Source organism: Vibrio rumoiensis (assembly GCF_002218045.2).
Classification (GTDB): domain Bacteria; phylum Pseudomonadota; class Gammaproteobacteria; order Enterobacterales; family Vibrionaceae; genus Vibrio; species Vibrio rumoiensis.
This window is the reverse complement of sequence record NZ_AP018686.1, coordinates 417,577-439,492: the sequence shown is the minus strand read 5'-3', so window position 1 is coordinate 439,492 and position 21,916 is coordinate 417,577. Positions and strand designations below refer to the sequence as shown.

The window sequence follows — 21,916 nt, the reverse complement described above, 5'->3', positions numbered from 1 at the left end:
TATCTTTTAACAGGATCATGCTAACAAACATGAAAATAGAATTATCCAACCAGAAGAAGAAACAGCTCGAACGAATGCATGACTCTGCGCGTGATGGTCGAGTGCGCGACCGCATTAAAGCGGTCTTGCTTGCGTCTGAAGGTTGGTCAAATTCTATGATTTCGCAAGCTTTGCGAATTCATGAAACTACCGTTACTCGTCATATCAATGATTACTTGAAATCTGAAAAACTCACACCAGAAAATGGCGGTTCTCAGAGTAAGCTCAATGCAGCGGAAACAATGGCGCTTATTGAGCACCTCGCTGAGAATACTTACTTTCATACTCATCAAATTGTTGATTACGTTCAGTCTGAATTTCAGGTCACCTATACGGTTGCTGGTATGAACAAATGGCTACATCACAATGGTTTTTCTTACAAACAACCTAAAGGTGTTCCTCATAAGTTTAACCCTGAAGCTCAACACGCTTTCATTGAATATTATCGTGAACTGAAACAACGCGGCGAGCCTATCTTATTTATGGATGCTGTGCATCCAAGCCAAGCGACCAAAATCACTTACGGCTGGATCCGTAAAGGTGAAGATAAAGTGATTGAAACCACGGGTAGCCGTACTCGGTTAAATTACATTGGTGCTTTAAACTTAAATAATATTTCAGCCACGGTTGTTGAAAATTACGACACGGTAAACAGTGAGAATATTGCTCGTTTCCTTTGGAAACTTAAGAAAGAACATTACCCATTAGAACAAAAAGTACACATTGTTTTAGATGGTGCAGGCTATCACCGTAGCCAGTTAGTCAAAGACTTTGCAACCATGCTGAATATTGAGCTTCATTATTTGCCTCCTTACAGCCCCAATTTAAACCCAATTGAGCGACTGTGGAAGGTGATGCATGAACATGCAAGAAACAATGTATATTTCCCCACAAAGGCATCCTTTAAGGGTGCCATCGATACATTTTTTGATGTGACTTTACCTGAAGTTGCAAGTTCACTAATGTCTCGAATTAATGATAACTTTCAAGTATTGAAACCTGCAACTTCAAGTTGATTGGGTATATAAAGACGGCAAGACGCAATTTAGCGACGACAACACCATCAAACCAGAGCTACTTGAAAAACTAAAACAAGCCGCCAAAATTGATGAATCAAAACCAATGCCAGGTCGTGATGAAGCGTTGGCGTTGAAAGCCTTATTAGATAAATAACAATAAGACAAACCGTAGCTCGCGAGAACTACGGTTTTTATTCACCCCAAACGGTTAAGTTTAGTGCTGGTGGTGATCATTAAGTGAATCGTAGTGATTAGAGTCTGTCAAAAGATCATCATGGTGGTTGATATCTTCAACATGGCCATCAGGATGCTTAGGATCATGCAAAGTTGAATGTTTATCGTGCTTATCATCCGCATCATCTAATGGGCTGGCAAAAGCATCCCCTTGCTGCGCCATTAAATGTGCATTCGCATCATCCGCTAGCGGGCTATGGAATGCTGCAATATGGTCTAGTGAGCCTAAATCATCATGCGCAGGTTTTATATCTGCTTTGTCTGACGCATCTAAACCCAGCAACGCTAAATAATGATCAACCGGTGATGCATTTGCAGCAATACTCACCGAGGATATATCACCATCATCGCCCGCGTCGTTTTGTACGGGTGGCGCAGGTGGTAGATTCCCACTTTGTAATGGTGGCGTTGGTACTATCATCGGTGTTGGCGTTGGTAACGGCATCGGCTGTGAGATGACTGGATCATCCGGCGCATCATACACACTCATAGTGGCATGTTGAGTAACCGAACCGCCATCACCATCAATCACATCATAACTAAAGATCACATCACCAACATAATTAGCATCGGCATCATAGTGAAAGCTCTGCTGAGAAGCATCATACGTTAATGTGCCATGGTCTACCTGAAGTGTATGCGGATTGACATTTAATGCAGTACTGTCCACATCAGATGCTCCATCCAAAAACTCACTCAGAGTAAAGCTTGTAGACATACCTTTACCGGTAGAGTGAGTTAAAGCCACATCACCACTAACAACGGGATCATCGTTAACCGCATCAATATGCATCGTCGCTGTTTGGTCAACCACTTCACCATGAGGGTCAACAACCTGATAACTAAAGGTCACATCACCGCTATAGTCATGCTCTGGTGTATATTCAAATTCAGAACCATTCCACTGCACACTACCGTGATCGGCTGTGACAGCATGATTAGTGATGCTTAATTGAGCTTTTTCGCCTCTATCAGCATCATTCGCCTGTACCAATAAATCTTGCAACGTAAATGTCGTTGAGTGGTCTTCGTCTGTTGCCGAAATCACCTCAGCTTGAGTCACGGTTGGGCCGTCATTAGTGCCTGTCACCGTGATATTTAATTCTTGGGTATCAGTACCACCTTTACCATCGGATACTTGCAGTTCAATTGTTATATCCTGAGTCTCACCTGCCGCTAAGCTTTGGTAGGTGGCATGACTAGCATCAAAGCTATAACTGCCATCTGATTTAATACTGAAACCATCAACCGCACCTTGGTTTGGTGCTAACGCATAAGTTAATGCATCACCATCAATATCAGTAGCTTGTAATTGACTTGATACAACAGAACCGTCTTCATCAACTTGAATTGGGGTTGGTACGGTTAACACTGGCGCATCATTAGTACCAGTAATAGTGATCACTAAATCGGTGCTATCTGTCGTACCATGTTCATCCGTGACTGTCACAGGGATAGTAATATCTTGCGAAACACCTACCGCCAAATGTTGGTATGCTGCATCACTTGGATCAAAGCGGTATGAACCATTAGCGTTCAACACAAACCCTGCCACTGTTGCGGTTGTGCTATAAGTCGCGGTAGCACCATTATCGACATCACTAGAGGTCACTGTCCCAGTGACAAGCTGTGCACCCCCTTCATTAGCCGTTTGCGCGGTAATTGGTGTAATCACTGGCGCATCATTCGTCCCTGTCACAGTAAAGGTTAAGCTTTGTGGTTGACTTGTGCCAGATTGATTATCGGTTGCAACAACGTCAACAGTCACATCACGTGATTCACCAACCGCTAAGCTTTGATAGCTGGAATCTGTCGCTCCAAAACTATAAGAACCATCTGAATTTAAAGTGAAACCAACTGGAGCTTGCCCATCAACTGCGTATGTAATGGTAGGAATATCCGCATCATTATCGATATCTTTCGCATGCAGCTGGCCACTAATTTGGCTCGCATCTTCCGCGATGGTTTGTGTTTGTACCGCTTCAATCACTGGGACATTGTTTTCACCAGTTAAGGTCACCGTAATATCATGCGTTGCTGAACCATCGGCTGATGAAACGGTAAAGGTTTCGGTGACTGTTTCACTAATAGATAACTGCTGTAGCTCTATTTGATTATTATCGACGGTATAAGTCCAATCCCCTGATTCGGTGATAACCAATGAGCCATACGTTCCTGTTTGAGTCGTCGCGGCGAAATGCTCTTCAGAGGTATCCACATCATGCACGGTGAGTTTACCCGTTGTGGTCACATCAGCAGCCGTTACTTGGTTAGCTGCATTCACCAACAAATTAGTAATTTGTGGATCCGAAGTAAGCTTGATACCACCCGTATCAGTATCACCAGCTTCCACTTTAATGGAGGCTGTATCTTGTGCTCCATGAATAGTTACCTTAAATGGATATGACGCACCATTGTTACCGCCATTATCATCAGTTGCCAAGTGGAAAACATCTTCTAGTGTTTCACCCACAGCAAGGCTTTGTATGGTATCGGTATGGTTCGCCATCAATTGATACTGCCAATTACCATCGGCATCAATCGATAACTGACCATATTGGCCTTTTAGCGCACTATTGGCAATAAAATGACCTTCACCTGAGTCAACATCGGTTATTTCCAATTGTCCTGAAACGAGGAATTTGCCACCCGTTTGGGCGTTATCTTCATTAATATTGCCATTAAGTGAGTTCGCATTAATATCTACTTGGTCTATTTCTAAACCACTGTTGACATCGATGGGTTTATCATTAACAGGATCGACAGTAATGGTGCCTTCACCAACCACAATTTCGCCCGCATGATCTACCACTGTGATATCAAGCTTCACTTTCCCGTTAAAGTCATCCGCAGGCACGAACTGATAATTACCTTTGCCAGCATCAGTCAAACTACCTTGAGATGGGTCTTTTAAAGCAACACTTTGTAGACTTAAAACTTCGTTAGGATCTCTGCCTACATCCACATCACTAGCCTGAGCTAACAACTGACTTTCTGTGAAAGTGACAACATTTAGCACTGGCAACGTTTGGTCTAGCTCATCCACATGACCTAAATTAATCGCAGTATAAGTTGGTACATCATTGACCGAGTCTACTGTTAGGCTAGCACTCACAGTCGTTGAGTCTAAGCCATCTGTGACTTCATAGGTGAAATGAACAATACCAAATTCATTTGATGCTGGAATAAATTCATAGCGTCCTCCACCAATATCCTGAAAATGTCCTTGAAGTGGTGAATTCGGATCTAGTTTTACATTAGTAATATGCAGTTTATCACCATCTGGATCAACGGCATTAGACAAACCAACCAAATCAAAAGTTGGAGTAGAAGATGTTACTGTCGAACTCGAAGAACCAACTAAAGTAAGAGTTGTATCTTCATCACTTTGCCCTAAATCAACAGTCGCATCCGCTGTTGGTGCCGTGTTTTGCCCGTGAACGGTGAAAGTAATCGGTACTTCAGTCATTGCACCTTGGGTATCCGTTGCTGTCACTGTAAAGGTGACATCTTTAGACTGACCGGCTCCGAGGTTAGGGTAATCCGTAGGATCTGGTTGATAATGGTAATGACCAGTTATATCATTAATTTGAAAACCATTAGGAACCTGACCATTCACATCAGATACGGTGAAAGTAACGTAATCATTATTATCTATCTCAATAGCGGTCACATGCCCAACAACAACAGACTCACCGAGCTCAACTGCATGGTGATGCCCAATAACCTGGCCGTTTGAGTCAACCGTAGATGACGTTTCTCCTGTAATTATTGGAGAATCATTCACCCCATCCACATAAACTGTGACCAGTTTAGAGCTACCTGGAATAGCAAATTTATCGAGAGGAAACCTTGCCTCCCCTTCAGCAAGTTGCTTGATTGGATCTGAATTTGAGTCATGAGGGTATAAGAAATATTCGTAATGCCCTGTAGCATCTACTTGAAGATACCCATACAAACCAGGAATATAATTATTCGGTGTTGCCGTTTCACCCAAATATAAAGAACCAGAAGAGCCCGCATCAGCTTTAATGTGAAAAGTTGTTACAGTCTGTTGACTCGGAGTTTGATTGTTATTTCCCGTAGGCGAAGTGCCTGCTGATGTTCCACTTGTGCTTACTGCTTGCGTATCAATATGAATCACAGCAGAGAGCCCCTGAGTGCTCAGGGCTCCATCCGTTACCTCATAATGAAGCTCAACATCACCCTGGACATTTGCATCTGCTTTAAAGGTATAGCCCCCCTGTCCATCTTCTATGATAGTACCGTATTGAGAGTCTACTGAAACACTGGAAACATGCAGCAAATCACCATCAGGATCACTGGCTGATGTCAGTAAATCTGCTTCACTGAAACTAAATTGACGCTGTCCATTAGTCAAATCAGTATCAATTTGTTTACCTTGAGCATCCACAAATTGATAGGGACTGGTGACTTCTGGCGCATCATTGGTGCCCGTAATACGAATTGCATAAGTTTGTGTATCGGTAGCACCAAATTGGTCTTGCGCTATTACACTAAATTTATGCTCAACAACTTCGCCTGCTTTAAGGGAGTTGTACGCTAGGTGCGCTTGGTCAAAATGGTAGGTTCCATCGGTATCTAAAGTCAAACCAGGAATTGCGCTAGGACTTACTAACCGATAAGTTAATTTATCCGGCGCATCCGCGTCCGTAGCAACAATATTACCTGTAATGACGTCAGGCTGAGGGGCATTGACTTCATTGGCGATAATAGGTGCAGTCTGTACCGCTAATACTGGCGCCTCATTGTCCCCTTTAACCACTACATCAATATCATAACTTGTTTTTCCATCTGGTGATGTGACAGTCACAGTGTCAGTGATTGAATCCCTTGGTGAGAGCGCAATGACATCTGGATGACGCGGATCGAGAGTAAACTGCCAATGACCATCTTTATCTAAACTAAAAAATCCATGGTTAGTTGCTTGACTACTGATCGGATTAAAATGATCTTGGCCTTTATCAGGATCAATAATTTCTAATTGACCGCTGGCAGAGGGTACTGAGGGGGTTGCCTCTAAATCAGGTGTCGTTTGGGGCGCAACGTGAATATCAGCAGGATCATCGACCGGAGTTACATGTATAGTCGCTTTAGTCGCATGCGTAGCATCCGTTTTTCCGTCCGTCACAGTAAATGTGAATGTTGGCACTCCCCAGTTATCATTCCAATCTGGTGCAGGGGTGAATTCCCATTGATGGTTTACTGCATCATAATTCAGCGAACCAGATTTAGAATCAACTTGTACATTGGCAGGATCTTTAATCGATAGACTATCTGACTCCAAGTTCGGCGCGATATTATTCGTATCCACATCGGCAGCATTTGCATTTTGCAGCAAATCCGCTTCCGTAATGATGATAGAACCACCATCTTCGTTTATCGTACCTGCGACTACATCCGTGTCGACAGTAGGTGCATCATTCACAGGATTAACGGTAATAAACGAAGAGCCTGTGGTTAAATTTTGAACTCGTCCGTCGTCAACAGAGAACTGAATTTCAACATCACCATTAAAGTTTTTATCTGGAATGAATTGGTAACGGCCACCACCTAGATCTTTCACGGTACCATCTGCCGCCGCATGAACATTAGAGATAGCTAAGTTAGTGCTATCTATATCATTCACATTTTGGAGTAAGTCTTGGTTAGTAAAGATAAGAGGTGTGTCTTCATCTGTGTCGGTAAATGAGCTTGCCGTGATAACTGGCGCATCATTGGTGCCTTTGACGTTGAAGGTTAATGTTTTGGTATCTGTGCCACCATTATTATCAGTAATGGTTACATTAACTTTAACGTTTTCAGTATCGCCGACTTGTAAGTGTTGATAAGCATCATCACCAGCGTTGAAGGTGTACTCGCCCGTGTCTTTATTAGTTATTCTAAAGCCTGGTACTGATACTGAGTGACCATTAGCGTCAGTTACGGAGTACTCATAGGTATCACCACCAGAGGCTGCATGGACTTGGTTTTCTTTTTGACCTGTGCCTTGAATGTTATTTGGTGCAGGATAAGAATCACTAAAATCATCAGGGTCTTTAAAGTCAAAGTGACCAGTAATGATTTGATCTTCATTGATATTATGAGAACCTGAGGCATTTTGACCTGAAATATCTTGTTGTGCTGTACCTACATTCAGAGCGCTGCCAGTTTGGTCAGTCAATGAGTCATAAAATACATGCTGTATTGTTGGGGTGTCATTAGTACCAGTCACCTCAATAGTTAGAGTTTGTTCCGCACTCCCACCTTGACCATCACTCACTGTCACCGGAACAGTAATCGTTTCTTGAGCGCCTTGATGTAAATGCTGGAAATATTGTGCATTTGTATTTAACTTCACCTCACCTGTATCTTGGTGTACTCGCAACCATCCCTTATTATCAACTTTAATCCAACCATTTTTATCTGGCTGAGCATTTGGGTTATTGGTTGGGTGATAAGTAAGTACATCACCATTATCAACATCAGAGGCTCGATCTCCTGCCGATGACATTTTAAATATGTGTGTTTTTGTCCCCTCATCTACAGATTCTGGAGCATAAGCCACCATGACTGGGTTATCGTTACTACCTTGAACCGTAATAACAATTTCCTGCTCTGTTGCATTACCGGAAGAATCCATTGCTAACACTGTGAACGTTTCAGTAGGATGTTCAGTAATAGATAAAGCATTGGTCGCTGCATTATTGTTATCTAATTGATACTCCCAATGCCCTTGATCATCAATAACCAAACGACCATAGGTGCCATCGATGCCGCTAAGTGCTTGCGGCGTTGCAGCCGTTGCACCTTTCAGTGACCAAGTTAAGCTATCGCCTTGATCGGGATCTTTCGCTGTTAAATCACCCGTAATCGTTGCTGTTGCCGTTTTACCTTGGGCATAATTATCACCCAATTCAACCACTTCACCAGTTTTTACGCCAGAGATCTTCGGCATATCATTGGTGCCATGCACATCAATGGTGATGGTTTGGGTATCGGTTAGGCCTGTGCTGTCAGTGACGGTAACGGTGAAGACTTCTTGTGGCTTATCATTCGCGCCCAGAACATCCGCGCGTGTGTTATCTAAATCGTAAGTCCAACTGCCATCATCTTTAATATGCAATGTACCATAAGCACCATGAACGTCTGTGCCTGATGCTGGATTCATGTTAGCGCCAGTAATAGTCCAAACTGCGGTTTCAGGATTAGTTGTGCCTTGTGCAAACTGATCCACATCGATGACATCTAGCTTACCGGAAACACTATTTGATCCAGTATCAACCTTCTGGCCTTGCGCATTACGGCCATCTTCAATGACTGAGCCAGTTTGTGCTGAGGAAGTGATAACCGGAGCATCCGCAGTACCATTAATGGTAATGGTGATATCTTGTGTTTCACTGCCATCAATACTGGTTACGGTAAAAATGTCGGTATGAATATCACCTTTCTGTAGTGCTTGAAGTTCAGTTTTGTCGTTATCTACACTGTACTGCCAGTGACCATCCGCATCTATGGTTAAACTGCCCCAAGCGTTAGCATCAGGTGTTACCGCTGTTTGGAAATGCTGTTCTCCATTTGGATAAAGATTACTGTCTACATGAGTATCAGTATCCGCTATGGTTAACTGGCCATTCGTGGTTAATGCTTTCGCAGTATTAGGTACAAGTTCGGTAACATCACTACTGATAACGCCACCAATTACTGGTATGTCATTAGTACCCGTAATTGTCACCGTCATGGTGGTATCTTTCGGGTTACCAGCGGGGTCTAATACGGTGTAAGTAAAGGTATCGGTAATGGTGACACCTTCACCTAAGGCTTGGACCTCTGTGTTGCTGTTATCAAGTACATACTCATAGTCGCCATCCGCATTTACAGTCAAAGTGCCGTGCTGACGAGAGCCAGTAGACGTGGAGTCAAAAGCGACCGATTGACTATCAACTGTTGCTTTATGATTAACATTATCAATCGTCTGTGCATCTGGTTCGTTATCATTATTAAGCACATTTCCTGATGCTTTTAACGTCGATTCTTCCTTAACAGAAGATGAATCATCTTGTGCATTATTGACTGTATCTTTATCTATCAGATCGGAGTGTGTAGCCGTATTACCCGCATCATCCATGCTTTTCGCAGTCACGGTTAAACGACCATCAGCTAATGAAGATAAATCAACACCATTAACGCTGAAAGCACCACTTGGAGTAATACCAACTTGAGAAACATCAATAGCTACCTGATCAGTACCATCGCTAATAATCAATGAGGTTAAATGTGCATCGGCATCTATATGACCCGAAATCACAGACGAATTCGCACTAGTCTCGGCGGCATTGATAAATTCATCTCCACTCGCATCGGTAATATCAACATCGACTGCAATTTGAGTATCGATTGTTGTACTTTGCGGTGTACTGGTTTGCTGGTTACCGGCAACATCGGTTGCGGTTGCGGTAAATTCATGTAGCCCTTCAGATAAATCAGACACAGGAGTGTAAGTAAAGTGGCCTGATGAATCCGTATCGACTGTAGCCAGTTGATTTCCATTATCAAAAATATCGACCTTAGTGCCTACTTCTGCCGTGCCAGAGATTACTGGTCTTGAATTCGCATTTTCAGTAATACCAGTACCTTGGTGCTTATTTGAAATTACATCAAGCTGTACTTGGGTAACCGTATCAACCCTTATATCAAGTGGTACAGAAGTATTAGTATTACCGGCATTATCAGTAACAGTCGCGGTAATACTATGTACCCCATCAGATAAAGCATCTACATTCGCAACGGTAATAGTCCACTCACCATTTGTACCCTGTGTAGCCAAACCAAGTGATGTTGTTCCATCAAACACTTCGACTTGCGCCGCATCCGAGTCGATGCCTTTCAGTATTAGTGTCGGTGTGTCATCTTTGGTTAAATCATCATGATCAGTACCATGATTTTGATGCTGCGTATCCGAACTATCACTTGCTGAATCCAAATCGACCACTGGCGCAGCGGTTTGGGTATCAACAGTAATATCACGATCATCTATCGCTAAGTTGCCAGCTAGATCCGTTGTCGATACTTGGATATGTGGCACATCACCATCTTTAAGATTCGATAAATCAGTTGCAGGGACAGTGAAACTCCAAGTCCCACTAGTGACTTGGGTGGTATAATGTTGGCCGTTGAAATCAATCGTAACGTCTTGGTTATCTTCTACCCCGATAACCGTGCCTTTGATGTCAAAATCTTGACCTGTTTCAGCCGCGTTGAGTACATCATCACCAGCTAGATCAGCGTCTATTTGAATTTGTGCAGTAATATCAACGTTAATATCATGAGTTTCAGATACTGAGTTACCCGCTTTATCCGCCACACTGGCTGTAATTGTTTGAATTACATTGTCACTTAATTGCTGCACATCAATCGCTGGTACATCCAATGCCCACTGACCTTGTTGAACATCTGCCGTATAAGATTGGCCATTCAGTACTACAGTAACGGTTTGTCCGTCTTCTACGTCTGTCGTATCACCTGAAATGGTGAGCGCGTGACCGTGCTCTTGCGCATTGATGACATTATCCGTCGATACTGTATTGATAGTGATAGTAGCACTGGTGTCTATGGTGATCTGATGGTCGTCTATTGCTGCATTACCCGCCACATCGGTGACGCTTACCATCACTTGCGGTTGACTGCCGTCAGTTAACGCTTGAACCTGAGCTGCTGGAACATCTAACGTCCAACTATTACCTTGAACCTGAGCGGTATAAGTCTGTTGGTTAAGCTCAACCGTTACTGTTTGACCGTCTTCAACGCCTACCGTAGTACCTGAAATCGTTAAATTTTGATTATGTTCTTGTGCATTAATGACATCGTCTTGTGCAATAGTATTAATACTTATAACCGCTTTATTATCGATAGTGTAAGTCAAGCTCATAGGTTGAGATTCATTACCTGCAATATCAATTTGGCGAGTTTCTAAAGTATAAGTACCATCCGCTTGATTGGAAGGTTGAGTTGTTGTCCAACTACCCGTACCACTAGTAGTGTGTAGACGATATTCTACTACCGCTCCTGGTTCTACACCTTGTACATCAAAACCTTGAGTATTAGTGATGTGGTCTGTTGATGACGAGCCAGAGTCCGTTTGCAAGCTAATCGTAAGTGACTGAGCTTGAGTATCAACCCAAATTGACAATTGTGGTTGCGGTGATTGTGCGACATTGCCAGCAATATCGGTGGCAATAGCTGTCACTTCATGGCTACCTTGGGCTAAATCAGAGGTAGGTTGTATCGTCCATTGATGAGTACTTGGATCTTGCTGAGCTTCACCTATTGAGTTCCCATCAATGAAAACTTCTACTTTGTCAGCATCATTGTCAATGTTTAATAATTCAAATGTTGGACGAACTTGGTTTGTAATATCATCCTGATTTGAACCTTGTGCATTGCGGGTATCAGAGCTATCGCTCGTATCAGTCAAATCTACACTTGGTGCATTCAAGCTTGTATCTACGGTATATGGCAATGGTGCTGATATCGCCGAGTTACCAGCGACATCGGTTTGGCGAACCAATAGACTGTAATCACCATCAACTTGGTTATTAGGCTCTTGAGTAGTCCAGTTCGTCCCTCCATCCAATGAATATTCCACAACTGCACTAGGATCAATATTACTTAGGTTAAACCCCTGGATATAGGTAACATTATCAGCAGAAGCCGTATCCGTTGCTAATGTAATAACAGGTGTTTCAATCTGTGTATCTACATTGATAGACAGTACCGGATTTTGTGTCGATACGTTACCTGCATTGTCCGTGGCGACAGCACTGATATTATGTATACCATCTGATAATGCGCTGGTCGCAGTGAATACCCAACTCCCCACCACTGTGCCTTGAGTGGCGAAACCTAATGAATTTGGCCCATCAAACACTTCCACTTGGCTGGCGTCAGCATCAATGCCCGTCAGCGTAAAGCTTGGGGTTGTATTTGAAGTAATATCATCTCCATCAGTACCTTTTGGATTACTTGGCGCATAGCTATCACTACCGGCCTGCAAATCCACCACTGGCGCAGCGGTGCCGCTGTCGATTTCATAATGCAAGGTTGTGCTTGACGACACATTGCCGGCCACATCCGTTTGACGAACTTCTAGGGTATAGGTGCCATCGGCTTGGTTACTCGGCGCTTGCGTGCTCCACGTCGCGCCATTATCTAGCGAGTACTCCACCACCGCATTCGGCTCAATGTTAGTCACATCAAAACCTTGTACTGCAGTTTTATTGTCCGTTTGCGTTGCCGGATCGTTAAAGCCAGTGTCAGTAGTTAATGCCACTTGCGGCGCTTCAATTTGGGTATCAATACCAATGTGCAACGCTGGGTTTTGCGTCGAAACGTTACCGACATCATCGGTGACCACCGCGCTGATGTCGTGTTGACCGTCCGCTAACGCGCTGGTCGCAGTGAATACCCAAGTCCCCACCACTGTGCCTTGAGTGGCGAAACCTAATGAATTTGGCCCATCGAACACTTCCACTTGGCTGGCATCGGCATCGATACCCGTCAAAGTAAAGCTTGGGGTTGTCTCCGAGGTAATATCATCGAAATTGGAGCCTTGCTGGTTATTAGTGCTATGGCTGTCACTACCTGCATCCAAATCCACCACGGGCGATGCCGTTTGGCTGTCAATCACGTAATCCAACTTAGTCGGTCTTGACACATTACCGGCCACGTCCGTTTGACGAACTTCTAGCGTATAGGTGCCATCGGCTTGGTTACTTGGCGCTTGCGTGCTCCACGTCGCGCCATTATCTAGCGAGTACTCCACCACCGCATTCGGCTCAATGTTGGTCACATCAAAGCCTTGTACTGAGGTTTTATTATCAGTATCTGAGCCAGGAGCATGACTAAACGCAGTATCCGTGGTTAACACCACTTGCGGCGCTTCAATTTGGGTATCAATACCAATGTGCAACGCTGGGTTTTGCGTCGAAACGTTACCGGCATCATCGGTGACCACCGCGCTGATGTCGTGTTGACCGTCCGCTAACGGGCTGGTCGTAGTAAACACCCAACTCCCCACCACTGTGCCTTGAGTGGCGAAACCTAATGAATTTGGCCCATCGAACACTTCCACTTGGCTGGCATCGGCATCGATACCCGTCAAAGTAAAGCTTGGGGTTGTCTCCGAGGTAATATCATCGAAATTGGAGCCTTGCTGGTTATTAGTGCTATGGCTGTCACTACCTGCATCCAAATCCACCACGGGCGATGCCGTTTGGCTGTCAATCACGTAATCCAACTTAGTCGGTCTTGACACATTACCGGCCACGTCCGTTTGACGTACCAGTAAGGTATATTGACCATCGACTTGGTTGCTCGGCGCTTGCGTGCTCCACGTCGCGCCCTTATCTAGCGAGTACTCCACCACCGCATTCGGCTCAATGTTAGTCACATCAAAGCCTTGTATTGAGGTTTTATTATCAGTATCTAAGCCAGGAGCATTACTAAACGCAGTGTCGGTGGTTAACGCCACTTGCGGCGCTTCAATTTGAGTGTCAATGCCAATGTGCAACGCTGGGTTTTGTGTTGACACATTGCCCGCATTGTCGGTGACCAGCGCGCTAATGTCATGCTGGCCATCGGCCAACGCGGTTGTCGCGGTGAACACCCAAGTCCCCACCACTGCTCCTTGAGTAGCAAAACCTAAAGACGTTGGCCCATCGAACACTTCCACTTGGCTAGCGTCCGCATCTATGCCCGTCAGCGTAAAGCTTGGGGTTGTATTTGAAGTAATGTTATCGTCGTCAGTACCTTGTGGGTTACTTGGCGCAGCACTGTCATTGTTGGCATCCAAATCAACCACTGCCGCAGCCGTGCCGCTGTCGATTTCATAATTCAAGGTTGTGCTCGGCGACACGTTACCAGCCACATCCGTTTGACGAACCTCTAGCGTATAGGTGCCATCGGCTTGGTTACTCGGTGCTTGGGTATCCCATGTTTGACCGCCATCGAGTGAGTACTCCACCACCGCATTCGGCTCGATGTTGGTGACATCAAAGCCTTGTACTGCGGTTTTATTGTCCGTTTGTGTCGTTGGATCGTTAAAGCCCGTGTCAGTAGTTAATGCCACTTGCGGCGCTTCAATTAGGGTGTCAATTGTAATCAACAAAGGTTGAGCGCTAGATAAATTACCAGCCTTATCCGTCACTGTAGCACTAATATCATGATCACCATTAGATAAAGCATTTGTTACGATAAACTCCCAATTCCCTGTATTTGAATTAAGAGTTGCCTGTCCTAAAGAAGTGCTGCCATCAAAAACTTCAACGGTATCTGCATCAGAATCTATATTGCTAAACACAAAGCTGGGTAAGGTTTCACTCGTTAGATCATCATGATCAGCACCTAGCGTATTAACACTGGAGTATGTATCACTTGTTGCATTTAAATCAGCAACAGCGGATGCGGTTTGGGTATCAACCGTTATATCCAAATTCGCTGAAATTACCGAAGATTGTGCCGATGGCGCCGTTGCTTGTGCAAACAAAGAATGAAGAATACCATCTGCATCTCCTGTTAGAGGTGCAATAACCAGACTATAACGGCCATTACCATCGGATGTTGTCGTACCTAACGACTGGCTTCCCTCAAAAATTTCCACTTGAGAGAACGGCATGTCTGTATGCCCAGTGATAGTAGGCATAAAATCATTAGTCAGATCATCCGTATTTGACACACCGGAGTCACTAGCCGCATCAAGATCTATCGTGACCACATTTGCTTGATGAGTTTGCGTTGTTAGCGGCATCACCGGCATATTATCAGTGATCATCGGTGGTGTTTGGATTGAAGTGGTTATCTGAGCTGGCCCTCCCGGTTGAGAAGGCGCAGTGGCTACCGCTGTGATATCTAAAGTAATAAACTGGATATCTTGACCACCATGATTATCATCCACATGGAACTCAAACACTTCTTTAGCAGAATAGGTTTTGGCTACCGGATCATAAGTCATATTACTGACATCAACAGCAGGATATTGACTATAAGAATAGGATTGAGTCATAGGGTCTAACACTAAAACACCATATTGACCTGCACCATCCACTAGAGTGAAAGTATGTGTGTCTGAAGTATCCACATCCGTTTGGGTTAGCTGCCCTTGTGAGAAATCTGCCGCATTGGGAGTGACGACCAGCACTGGCGCATCATTGGTACCAGTAATCGTCACGGTTACGTCATGCGTCGTACCAGCATCTTTCGAAGTCACAGTAATCACGTCTTGAAGTTGTTCGCCAACCGCTAGAGACTGAATTTTATCCTGAGTATTATTCGCTTGATAAGTCCAATGGCCGTCTTGATCAATAGTAAACTCACCATACAACCCCATGACGGATTGCGGTTGGAAGAAAGCATCATCATGGTCTATATCGACAATATCTAACTTACCGCTGGTTTCAAGTTGGCCATTTGTGACCTGAGTATCTTCCGTGATCGTTTGAGTATTAACGCCACTGATCACGGCTTTGTCTTCAGCCCCTTTAATATCAATATTAATTTGGTGTAAGCCATGGTTAAATACTTGAGCGGTAAAGCTTTCATACAAATCTTCACCAGGCTTAAGTTGCTGTACGACAAGCTGCGTATTATCTAAAGCATAATCCCAATCACCTGTCTCGGTCACGGTTAACGTGCCATATTTTCCTTGCATGACCTCAACTACTGCACCACTTACTTTAGAGTCAGTTATTGATTCATCTTGATGGCCTATAGAATGAATGAAGTTACCTTGTACGTTTTGATCTTCTATGATCACGGCATTATCCACATCCATAAAGACTTGTACCTTGCCACCATTATTAATAAATAACATTTGGTGAGTAGTACTTTGATCATTATGAATGCTGATTAAATGAATAGTTTGCGATTGGCCGGACTGTCCAATCGCAGTGGGAACATAAGTAAAAGCTCCCGTTGGTGTCATACTTAGCCCGACATAATTGCTCGCGTGATTTTCAGCTACCGCATACGTCGTCACTCCATCGTCATTCTGATGGGTAGGAATCACTTGCCCGGTTACTGATTGTGGTGCCTCAGATGAGTTAGGAGCCGCTACAATGCCGGACCCTGCTTGCGGGGTGGGCTCAGATAATGGCGTATTAATATTTGTATCATCGGTGGCAATGTTGAGCTCTTGATGATTTACAGCAGAAGTGCCTTCGACTTTCCATGATTTATTAGCAACATCATCGGCCACTGATTGGTTACTAAAACGGCCATCAGAATCACCACGTAAAGCATTTGCTTTCATACGTTGGACGTCTTTGTCCTGCTTTTGAGCCACTTTTATAGTTGGATCTGACGATTTGTTAGTCGGTTGATTTTGTTTTTCATTGCTCATTTTCATTACCTCAAAATCCTAACGCTCGCCAAATGCGGTTGTAATATTAGTGAATACCGGTTTCCAAAGATATTCAAATACGGTTTTATTACCGGTCACAATATCGGCTTCACCTGTCATGCCTGGGATTAACTTAAACTGCTCAGGATCATTTAAAAAATATGGTTGAGCAATAGATACTCTAACTTTGTAATAGACACCTCCACGCTCATCAGCATCAGTCGTTGGCGAGATTTTTTCTACCACGCCTTCCAACGCTCCGTAGCGACTGTAGTCAAAAGCATCAATTTTTACTTTTACTTTTTGGCCTATTTTTACAAAGCCAATATCCCTTGGTGAAAGTTTCGTTTCCATCATCGCGGTTTTAGTCATTGGTACAATAATAGCAACCGTACCGCCAGGTTGAATCACGCTACCTTCATTGGTTGTTGGAATCGATTGAATAATGCCTTCCACGGGTGATCGCACGACATTATCTTGTAGTTCAAAGCGACTCGAACGTAAACGAGCCTCAGTACCAATTAAATCGGTTTGCGCTTCCGTTCGTAATTCACTCACTTCAGATTCATAAGCAGCTTGCTTTTCTTTTAACTGCTCTTGAAGGTGGATTAACGTTTTTTGTAATACGTTCTTTTTACCTGTTAGCGACTTTAACTCACGCACATAAGACTCGTGTTTTTGCTTTTCAGTATTAAATTCCAACTCAGAAATAGCTTGACGTTTATCACTAGATTGCATCAAGTTAAGCATATGATTAGATAGGCGTAACTGTTCTTGAGCGGAAGGGAACTCATTATCAATTCCCGCAATTTCTTGTTGAGTTTTATTGATTTCAGCTTCCGATACAGATAAAAGTGTTTTCGCCTTTTGTTTCATTTCATAAAAAGCTTCTTGGTGGGTCTGTACTAGGTCTGGATACAATTTTTCAAACTCAGAAAAATCTGGGTCTCTCTGTGATAAAAAGGCGTTATATCTTTCGATACGCAGCATTAAATTCGCGCGCTTTACATCCAATTCATCTTTTGAAGATTGACTATCAATTGAAATAAAGTTCACCAAAGGCTGGCCTTTAAGTACCGTGTCCCCTTCTTCAACTAATACCGACCCAATGGTGCCACCACGTTGACTTTGAATGACTTGTTTATGCCCTAATGGCACCACTTGACCTTGTGTTTTGGCGATTTCATGCACATTGGTAAAAATAGACCAAATAAATAACACTAAAATGGATAAGCACAGTACCAAGGTAACTGATTTTACTAATCGGCGTTCAGATGGAGCTTCCACTGCTGTAGAAAATTCAAAATCAGGCCAAATGACCGCGGGTTGCGAATCTTGCTTTGAAGTCTTAATACCCATCACGCCTCTCACTTCAACTCTTCGCTGACATTATTCGGTTGTTGAACCGGACCAGCATAAACAACACTACCTTTATCCATAACCACAACTTTATCGGCTTTAGCGATTAATACAGGGTCATGAGTCGTAAAGACGATGGTTTTTTTTCCTTTCATATCATCTAATAACCGCTCGAACTTTAATTTTGTTGTCACTGGACAACTCGACATGGGTTCATCCATTAACCAATAGGTGGCATCTTTTAGCACAACTCGCGCTAAGCTAATCGTGCTGGCATCAATCGAGCGCATCATAATATTTTGTTCATTAAATAGCGGAGCATGGATATCTCCCCCAACGCTATTCAATAATGGTTCTGCTCCCGCCATCAATAATGTCTGACGAATTTCTTCATCACTAGCATCGGCTTTCACACTACGAAGATTATCAGCTAAACTGCCAGCGACTAAATTGGTTTCCGCTGGAGAAAATGACACCCAACGACGAAATAATTGAGGGTCATATTGACGAATGTTTTTACCATTCACGGTGATATAGCCAGCTTGCGGTTCTATGGCGGCAAGTAATGACAATAATAAACTCGATTTACCACAACCATTCGGGCCTACAATCGCTACAATTTCGCCGGCGTCCACATCAAAGCTGACTCCAGATAATGCTGGTTGGCTATCTGCGCTATAACGCAAGGTGAGTTGCTTTACACTCAAGGAAGGAGCCTGATCCTCATCAGGAATCGCAAGACGTAGTTCGTTATTTTCTGTCGCCACCATCATAAAACTATCAAATTGCTTAATCGCACTTTTCACCATCGAAAATTTTAACGAAGATGAAAATACCATCTGTGCAGGGCCTGTAATGCGCCAAATCAACATTACACAAGCAATTAAAGCTCCCGGTGAAATACTTTGGTTAAGGACTAAAAACACACCAACAAAAATGGTCACCAGAGCGGTAAACATACTCATTGCTTGTCCAATCGCAGCGTTCAACCCATTCCGCTTTGCAAACAAAAAGTTCTGACGACTATTTTCTTGATTCATATGTTGCAAGGTTTTAAGCCAACCTTGCACGCTGCCACCCGATTTTAATAGCAACACATTTTTAGATAGCTCAATCATCGTATCTTGGTAATGATTCGAGACCGTTGGCAAAGCATCATTAGTGTATTTATTGATTAGCTTCATTAACAAATAATTGAGTAACAGCATTACGATGGGAACGAGAACTAACCAACCACTCAGCAAACCAATCACGATAAGCACTACGGCTGTAAACGGTAAATCAATTAAACTGGTTCCTGTTGGTCCGATTAAAATGCTGCGTACTTTCTCGCTATTTTTCATTCGGTTAATATGATTGACCATTCCGACTCGATGCAAAATCATCAGAGGCAGAGACATTAAACGATGAAATGTCATATTGGATAAATCACGCGAAAATCGATTACCGACAGAAGTGAGAATATAAGCTCGATATAACTGACAAATTAAATAAATAAAGACGGCTAACCCAGCACCAATGGCGATAGGAATTAAAATATCCGAATGTTGCGAGCCAATTACTCGGTCATAAACCGCCATGGTAAATAGAGGAATACTTAAACCCGTCACCGAAATTAATAAGCTCAAAAAAAACACGGGACGATACCATTTTGAACGTTTGGTCATTTCTCGAGAGAAAGACTTCATGTTCAGCTGCTTAGATGGTAATCGCTCAACCAATACTGCGATAGAATGAGTATTTAAATCATTAAAGTCAGAGCCGTACCATTTTTGCATTTGCGCATCGAACCGTTGTAGACGGTTATTGCGTCGACGATAGAGTTGAGCGCTTCCATCTTGTTGGTCAATGATTAAAAATGGGTATGGTGTTAATTGAATATTGACTTTATTAACCACATCAGTCACATAACTGATATCAAACTTTTTTAATTGCTCAACCAACTCAACGGCATCGACTAACTTGAGTTCAGGATTATGCTGTACATTTTTTTGCTGAGCATTCAGTCCGAGCTCTTTTAGCCAATGTTGTAAAAGATGCTTATAATCGATATTGGTTTCATCCAGTAATGGCGTGGCTGCGGTCTGTTGCATATGCGTCATTCTGCTTGTTCCTGTGCAATAAAGTTTGAATCGATAGCAACGTGGCTCCCACCAATTTTATTTGTCACCTGCCCTTTTTGTCGTACACCTTCTTCCATCACACAATGGCCATCCCAATCGATAGAAATATGCAAATGGCATACATCAATCAAATTTTGGAATTGAGTCGCCACAATGATTGTCATCGTTTGACTATAGAGAGAAAGTACTTGTATCAAACGTTGCTGACTATCAAGATCCAGTGACAATAATGGCTGCTGTAATAATAAAATTGATGGTCGTTGTACTAGCGCTCTTACCATAGCGATCATACGGATAGTGCCTTTATTAAATGTTTCGATGCCACTTTCACCAATTTGCGTTTGGTAACCCGCAGCCAGCTCACCAATTGCTGTCGATAGTCCTAATTGCTCAGCCAAAATAAGCGCATCACCTTCTAATTCAGGACGAAACATTGTAAGGTTTTCTAATACTGACCCTGCAAATAGCGTCGGCCATGTAGGCACAAAAATCACTGCCGAATGATATTGGTCGTAGCGATAATCATATAAGTCATGTCCACCTATGATTAACTCACCTTGCTCTCTTTGTTTAAAGCAACCAATAGAAGCAATAAATAAATTAGAAAAGCTCAAAGGATCTGAGTGCAAAGCAACCAAACCATTAGCAGGAATAGTCAGCTCCTCAATATCCAGCTTGGCTCCTACTTCCGTTACTTTAAAATTACGTAATTGAATTGGGCCGCTTGGAAATTTCTCGTCTTCTTCCAATTCAACGATCCCACGAAATGGCACTTCTGGTAACTCTAAGATTTCAATCACTTCTTGCTTAGCGACATCGGCCGTCGCGACTCGGTTATATAAGTTAATTAACGAACTCAAAGGAGCGACTGCTCGGCCCGCTAAAATTGAACACGCCGTTAGCCCACCTGTCGTTAAATCACCATTTAAAACCACTAGGCTACCTATCATGATTAAAGCTAATGTCGTGCCCTGTGAGGCTAAACCGATGAACAATTGTAATTTGGCCGCCAACCAATCTACGCGTTGTTGCATCGATGCATAATGATAATTCGATTGACGGTATTGACTGGAAATTTCAGCTTCTTGAGCTAAAGCTTTTTCTGTTGATAGCCCTGAAAACACTTGAATAAAAACACGTAAACGCTGGCTTTCAGTAAGTGACAACTCTTGTGTTGCTTTGGTTAATTGGTTACCAATAAGTAACACGATAATCCCCACAACAATCCAAACTAAAATGGGAATAAAGACTAACGATCCACCGATATAAGAAATCAATGCAATAAAAACAATGACGAAAGGTAAATCAACTAATCCAATCATTAATTGCCCAGAATAAGCATCACGCATTTGAGCAATGGAGCTAAAGCCATTATAAATACGACCAATACCCATTTTCGCAATATGCTGATAATCCGCTTTAAACAGTGAAAACACACTATGCTCAACGGTCTCTTGTTCAAAATTTGCGGCAGACGAGGCCGACAACCAGCTTCGTAAAAAGCGTAATATCATTTCAGCGAAAATAGCGACCGCCACACCAATCAATAAGATAACGGCAGTACCATAGCTTTGATTAGGTAAGATACGGTCATAGATTTGGAGTAACGCAAATGGAAGTGCCAGAGACAGCAAATTGATAAAGGTCGAACTTAGCAGCAACTCTAAAAAATGCGGAACTTTAATAAATGATTTATAAATTTGCACGATACCTTTACCTTATTGCATAAATTGATTTAATCTAACCAT

At 43.1% G+C, this 21,916-nt stretch carries 5 protein-coding genes; 1 reads left to right on the top strand and 4 read right to left on the bottom strand.

Going from position 1 to position 21,916, the window contains the following annotated elements; translation table 11 throughout:
- Positions 1–29: 29 nt before the first annotated feature.
- Complete coding sequence (locus VRUMOI_RS14420) at positions 30–1,055, top strand: IS630 family transposase (protein ID WP_110410610.1); 1,026 nt, start codon at positions 30–32, stop codon at positions 1,053–1,055.
- 217 nt (positions 1,056–1,272) lie between these two features.
- On the opposite strand, the gene VRUMOI_RS14415 is transcribed toward VRUMOI_RS14420, so the two are convergent.
- Genes VRUMOI_RS14415 through VRUMOI_RS14400 form a run of 4 tightly spaced genes read right to left on the bottom strand, consistent with a single transcriptional unit; the run spans position 1,273 to position 21,874 of the window.
- On the bottom strand, positions 1,273–16,686 hold the full coding sequence (locus tag VRUMOI_RS14415) for a VCBS domain-containing protein (RefSeq protein ID WP_162598420.1): 15,414 nt from the start codon (positions 16,684–16,686) through the stop codon (positions 1,273–1,275).
- 18 nt (positions 16,687–16,704) lie between these two features.
- Positions 16,705–18,045, bottom strand: coding sequence for an HlyD family type I secretion periplasmic adaptor subunit (locus tag VRUMOI_RS14410; RefSeq protein WP_089139567.1), 1,341 nt, complete (start codon positions 18,043–18,045; stop codon positions 16,705–16,707).
- A gap of 8 nt (positions 18,046–18,053) precedes the next feature.
- Positions 18,054–20,147, bottom strand: coding sequence for a peptidase domain-containing ABC transporter (locus tag VRUMOI_RS14405; RefSeq protein WP_197712973.1), 2,094 nt, complete (start codon positions 20,145–20,147; stop codon positions 18,054–18,056).
- Positions 20,144–21,874, bottom strand: a complete 1,731-nt coding sequence (locus VRUMOI_RS14400) for an ABC transporter transmembrane domain-containing protein (RefSeq protein WP_162598419.1) — start codon at positions 21,872–21,874, stop codon at positions 20,144–20,146. The genes VRUMOI_RS14405 and VRUMOI_RS14400 overlap by 4 nt, the downstream gene beginning before the upstream one ends.
- Positions 21,875–21,916: the final 42 nt, after the last annotated feature.

What these genes read in the sequence shown, in the direction of transcription:
- VRUMOI_RS14420 (WP_110410610.1), top strand. Translation starts at nt 30, where the DNA reads ATGAAAATAGAATTATCCAACCAGAAGAAGAAACAGCTCGAACGAATG.
- VRUMOI_RS14415 (WP_162598420.1), bottom strand. Translation starts at nt 16,686, where the DNA reads ATGAGCAATGAAAAACAAAATCAACCGACTAACAAATCGTCAGATCCA.
- VRUMOI_RS14410 (WP_089139567.1), bottom strand. Translation starts at nt 18,045, where the DNA reads ATGGGTATTAAGACTTCAAAGCAAGATTCGCAACCCGCGGTCATTTGG.
- VRUMOI_RS14405 (WP_197712973.1), bottom strand. Translation starts at nt 20,147, where the DNA reads ATGACGCATATGCAACAGACCGCAGCCACGCCATTACTGGATGAAACC.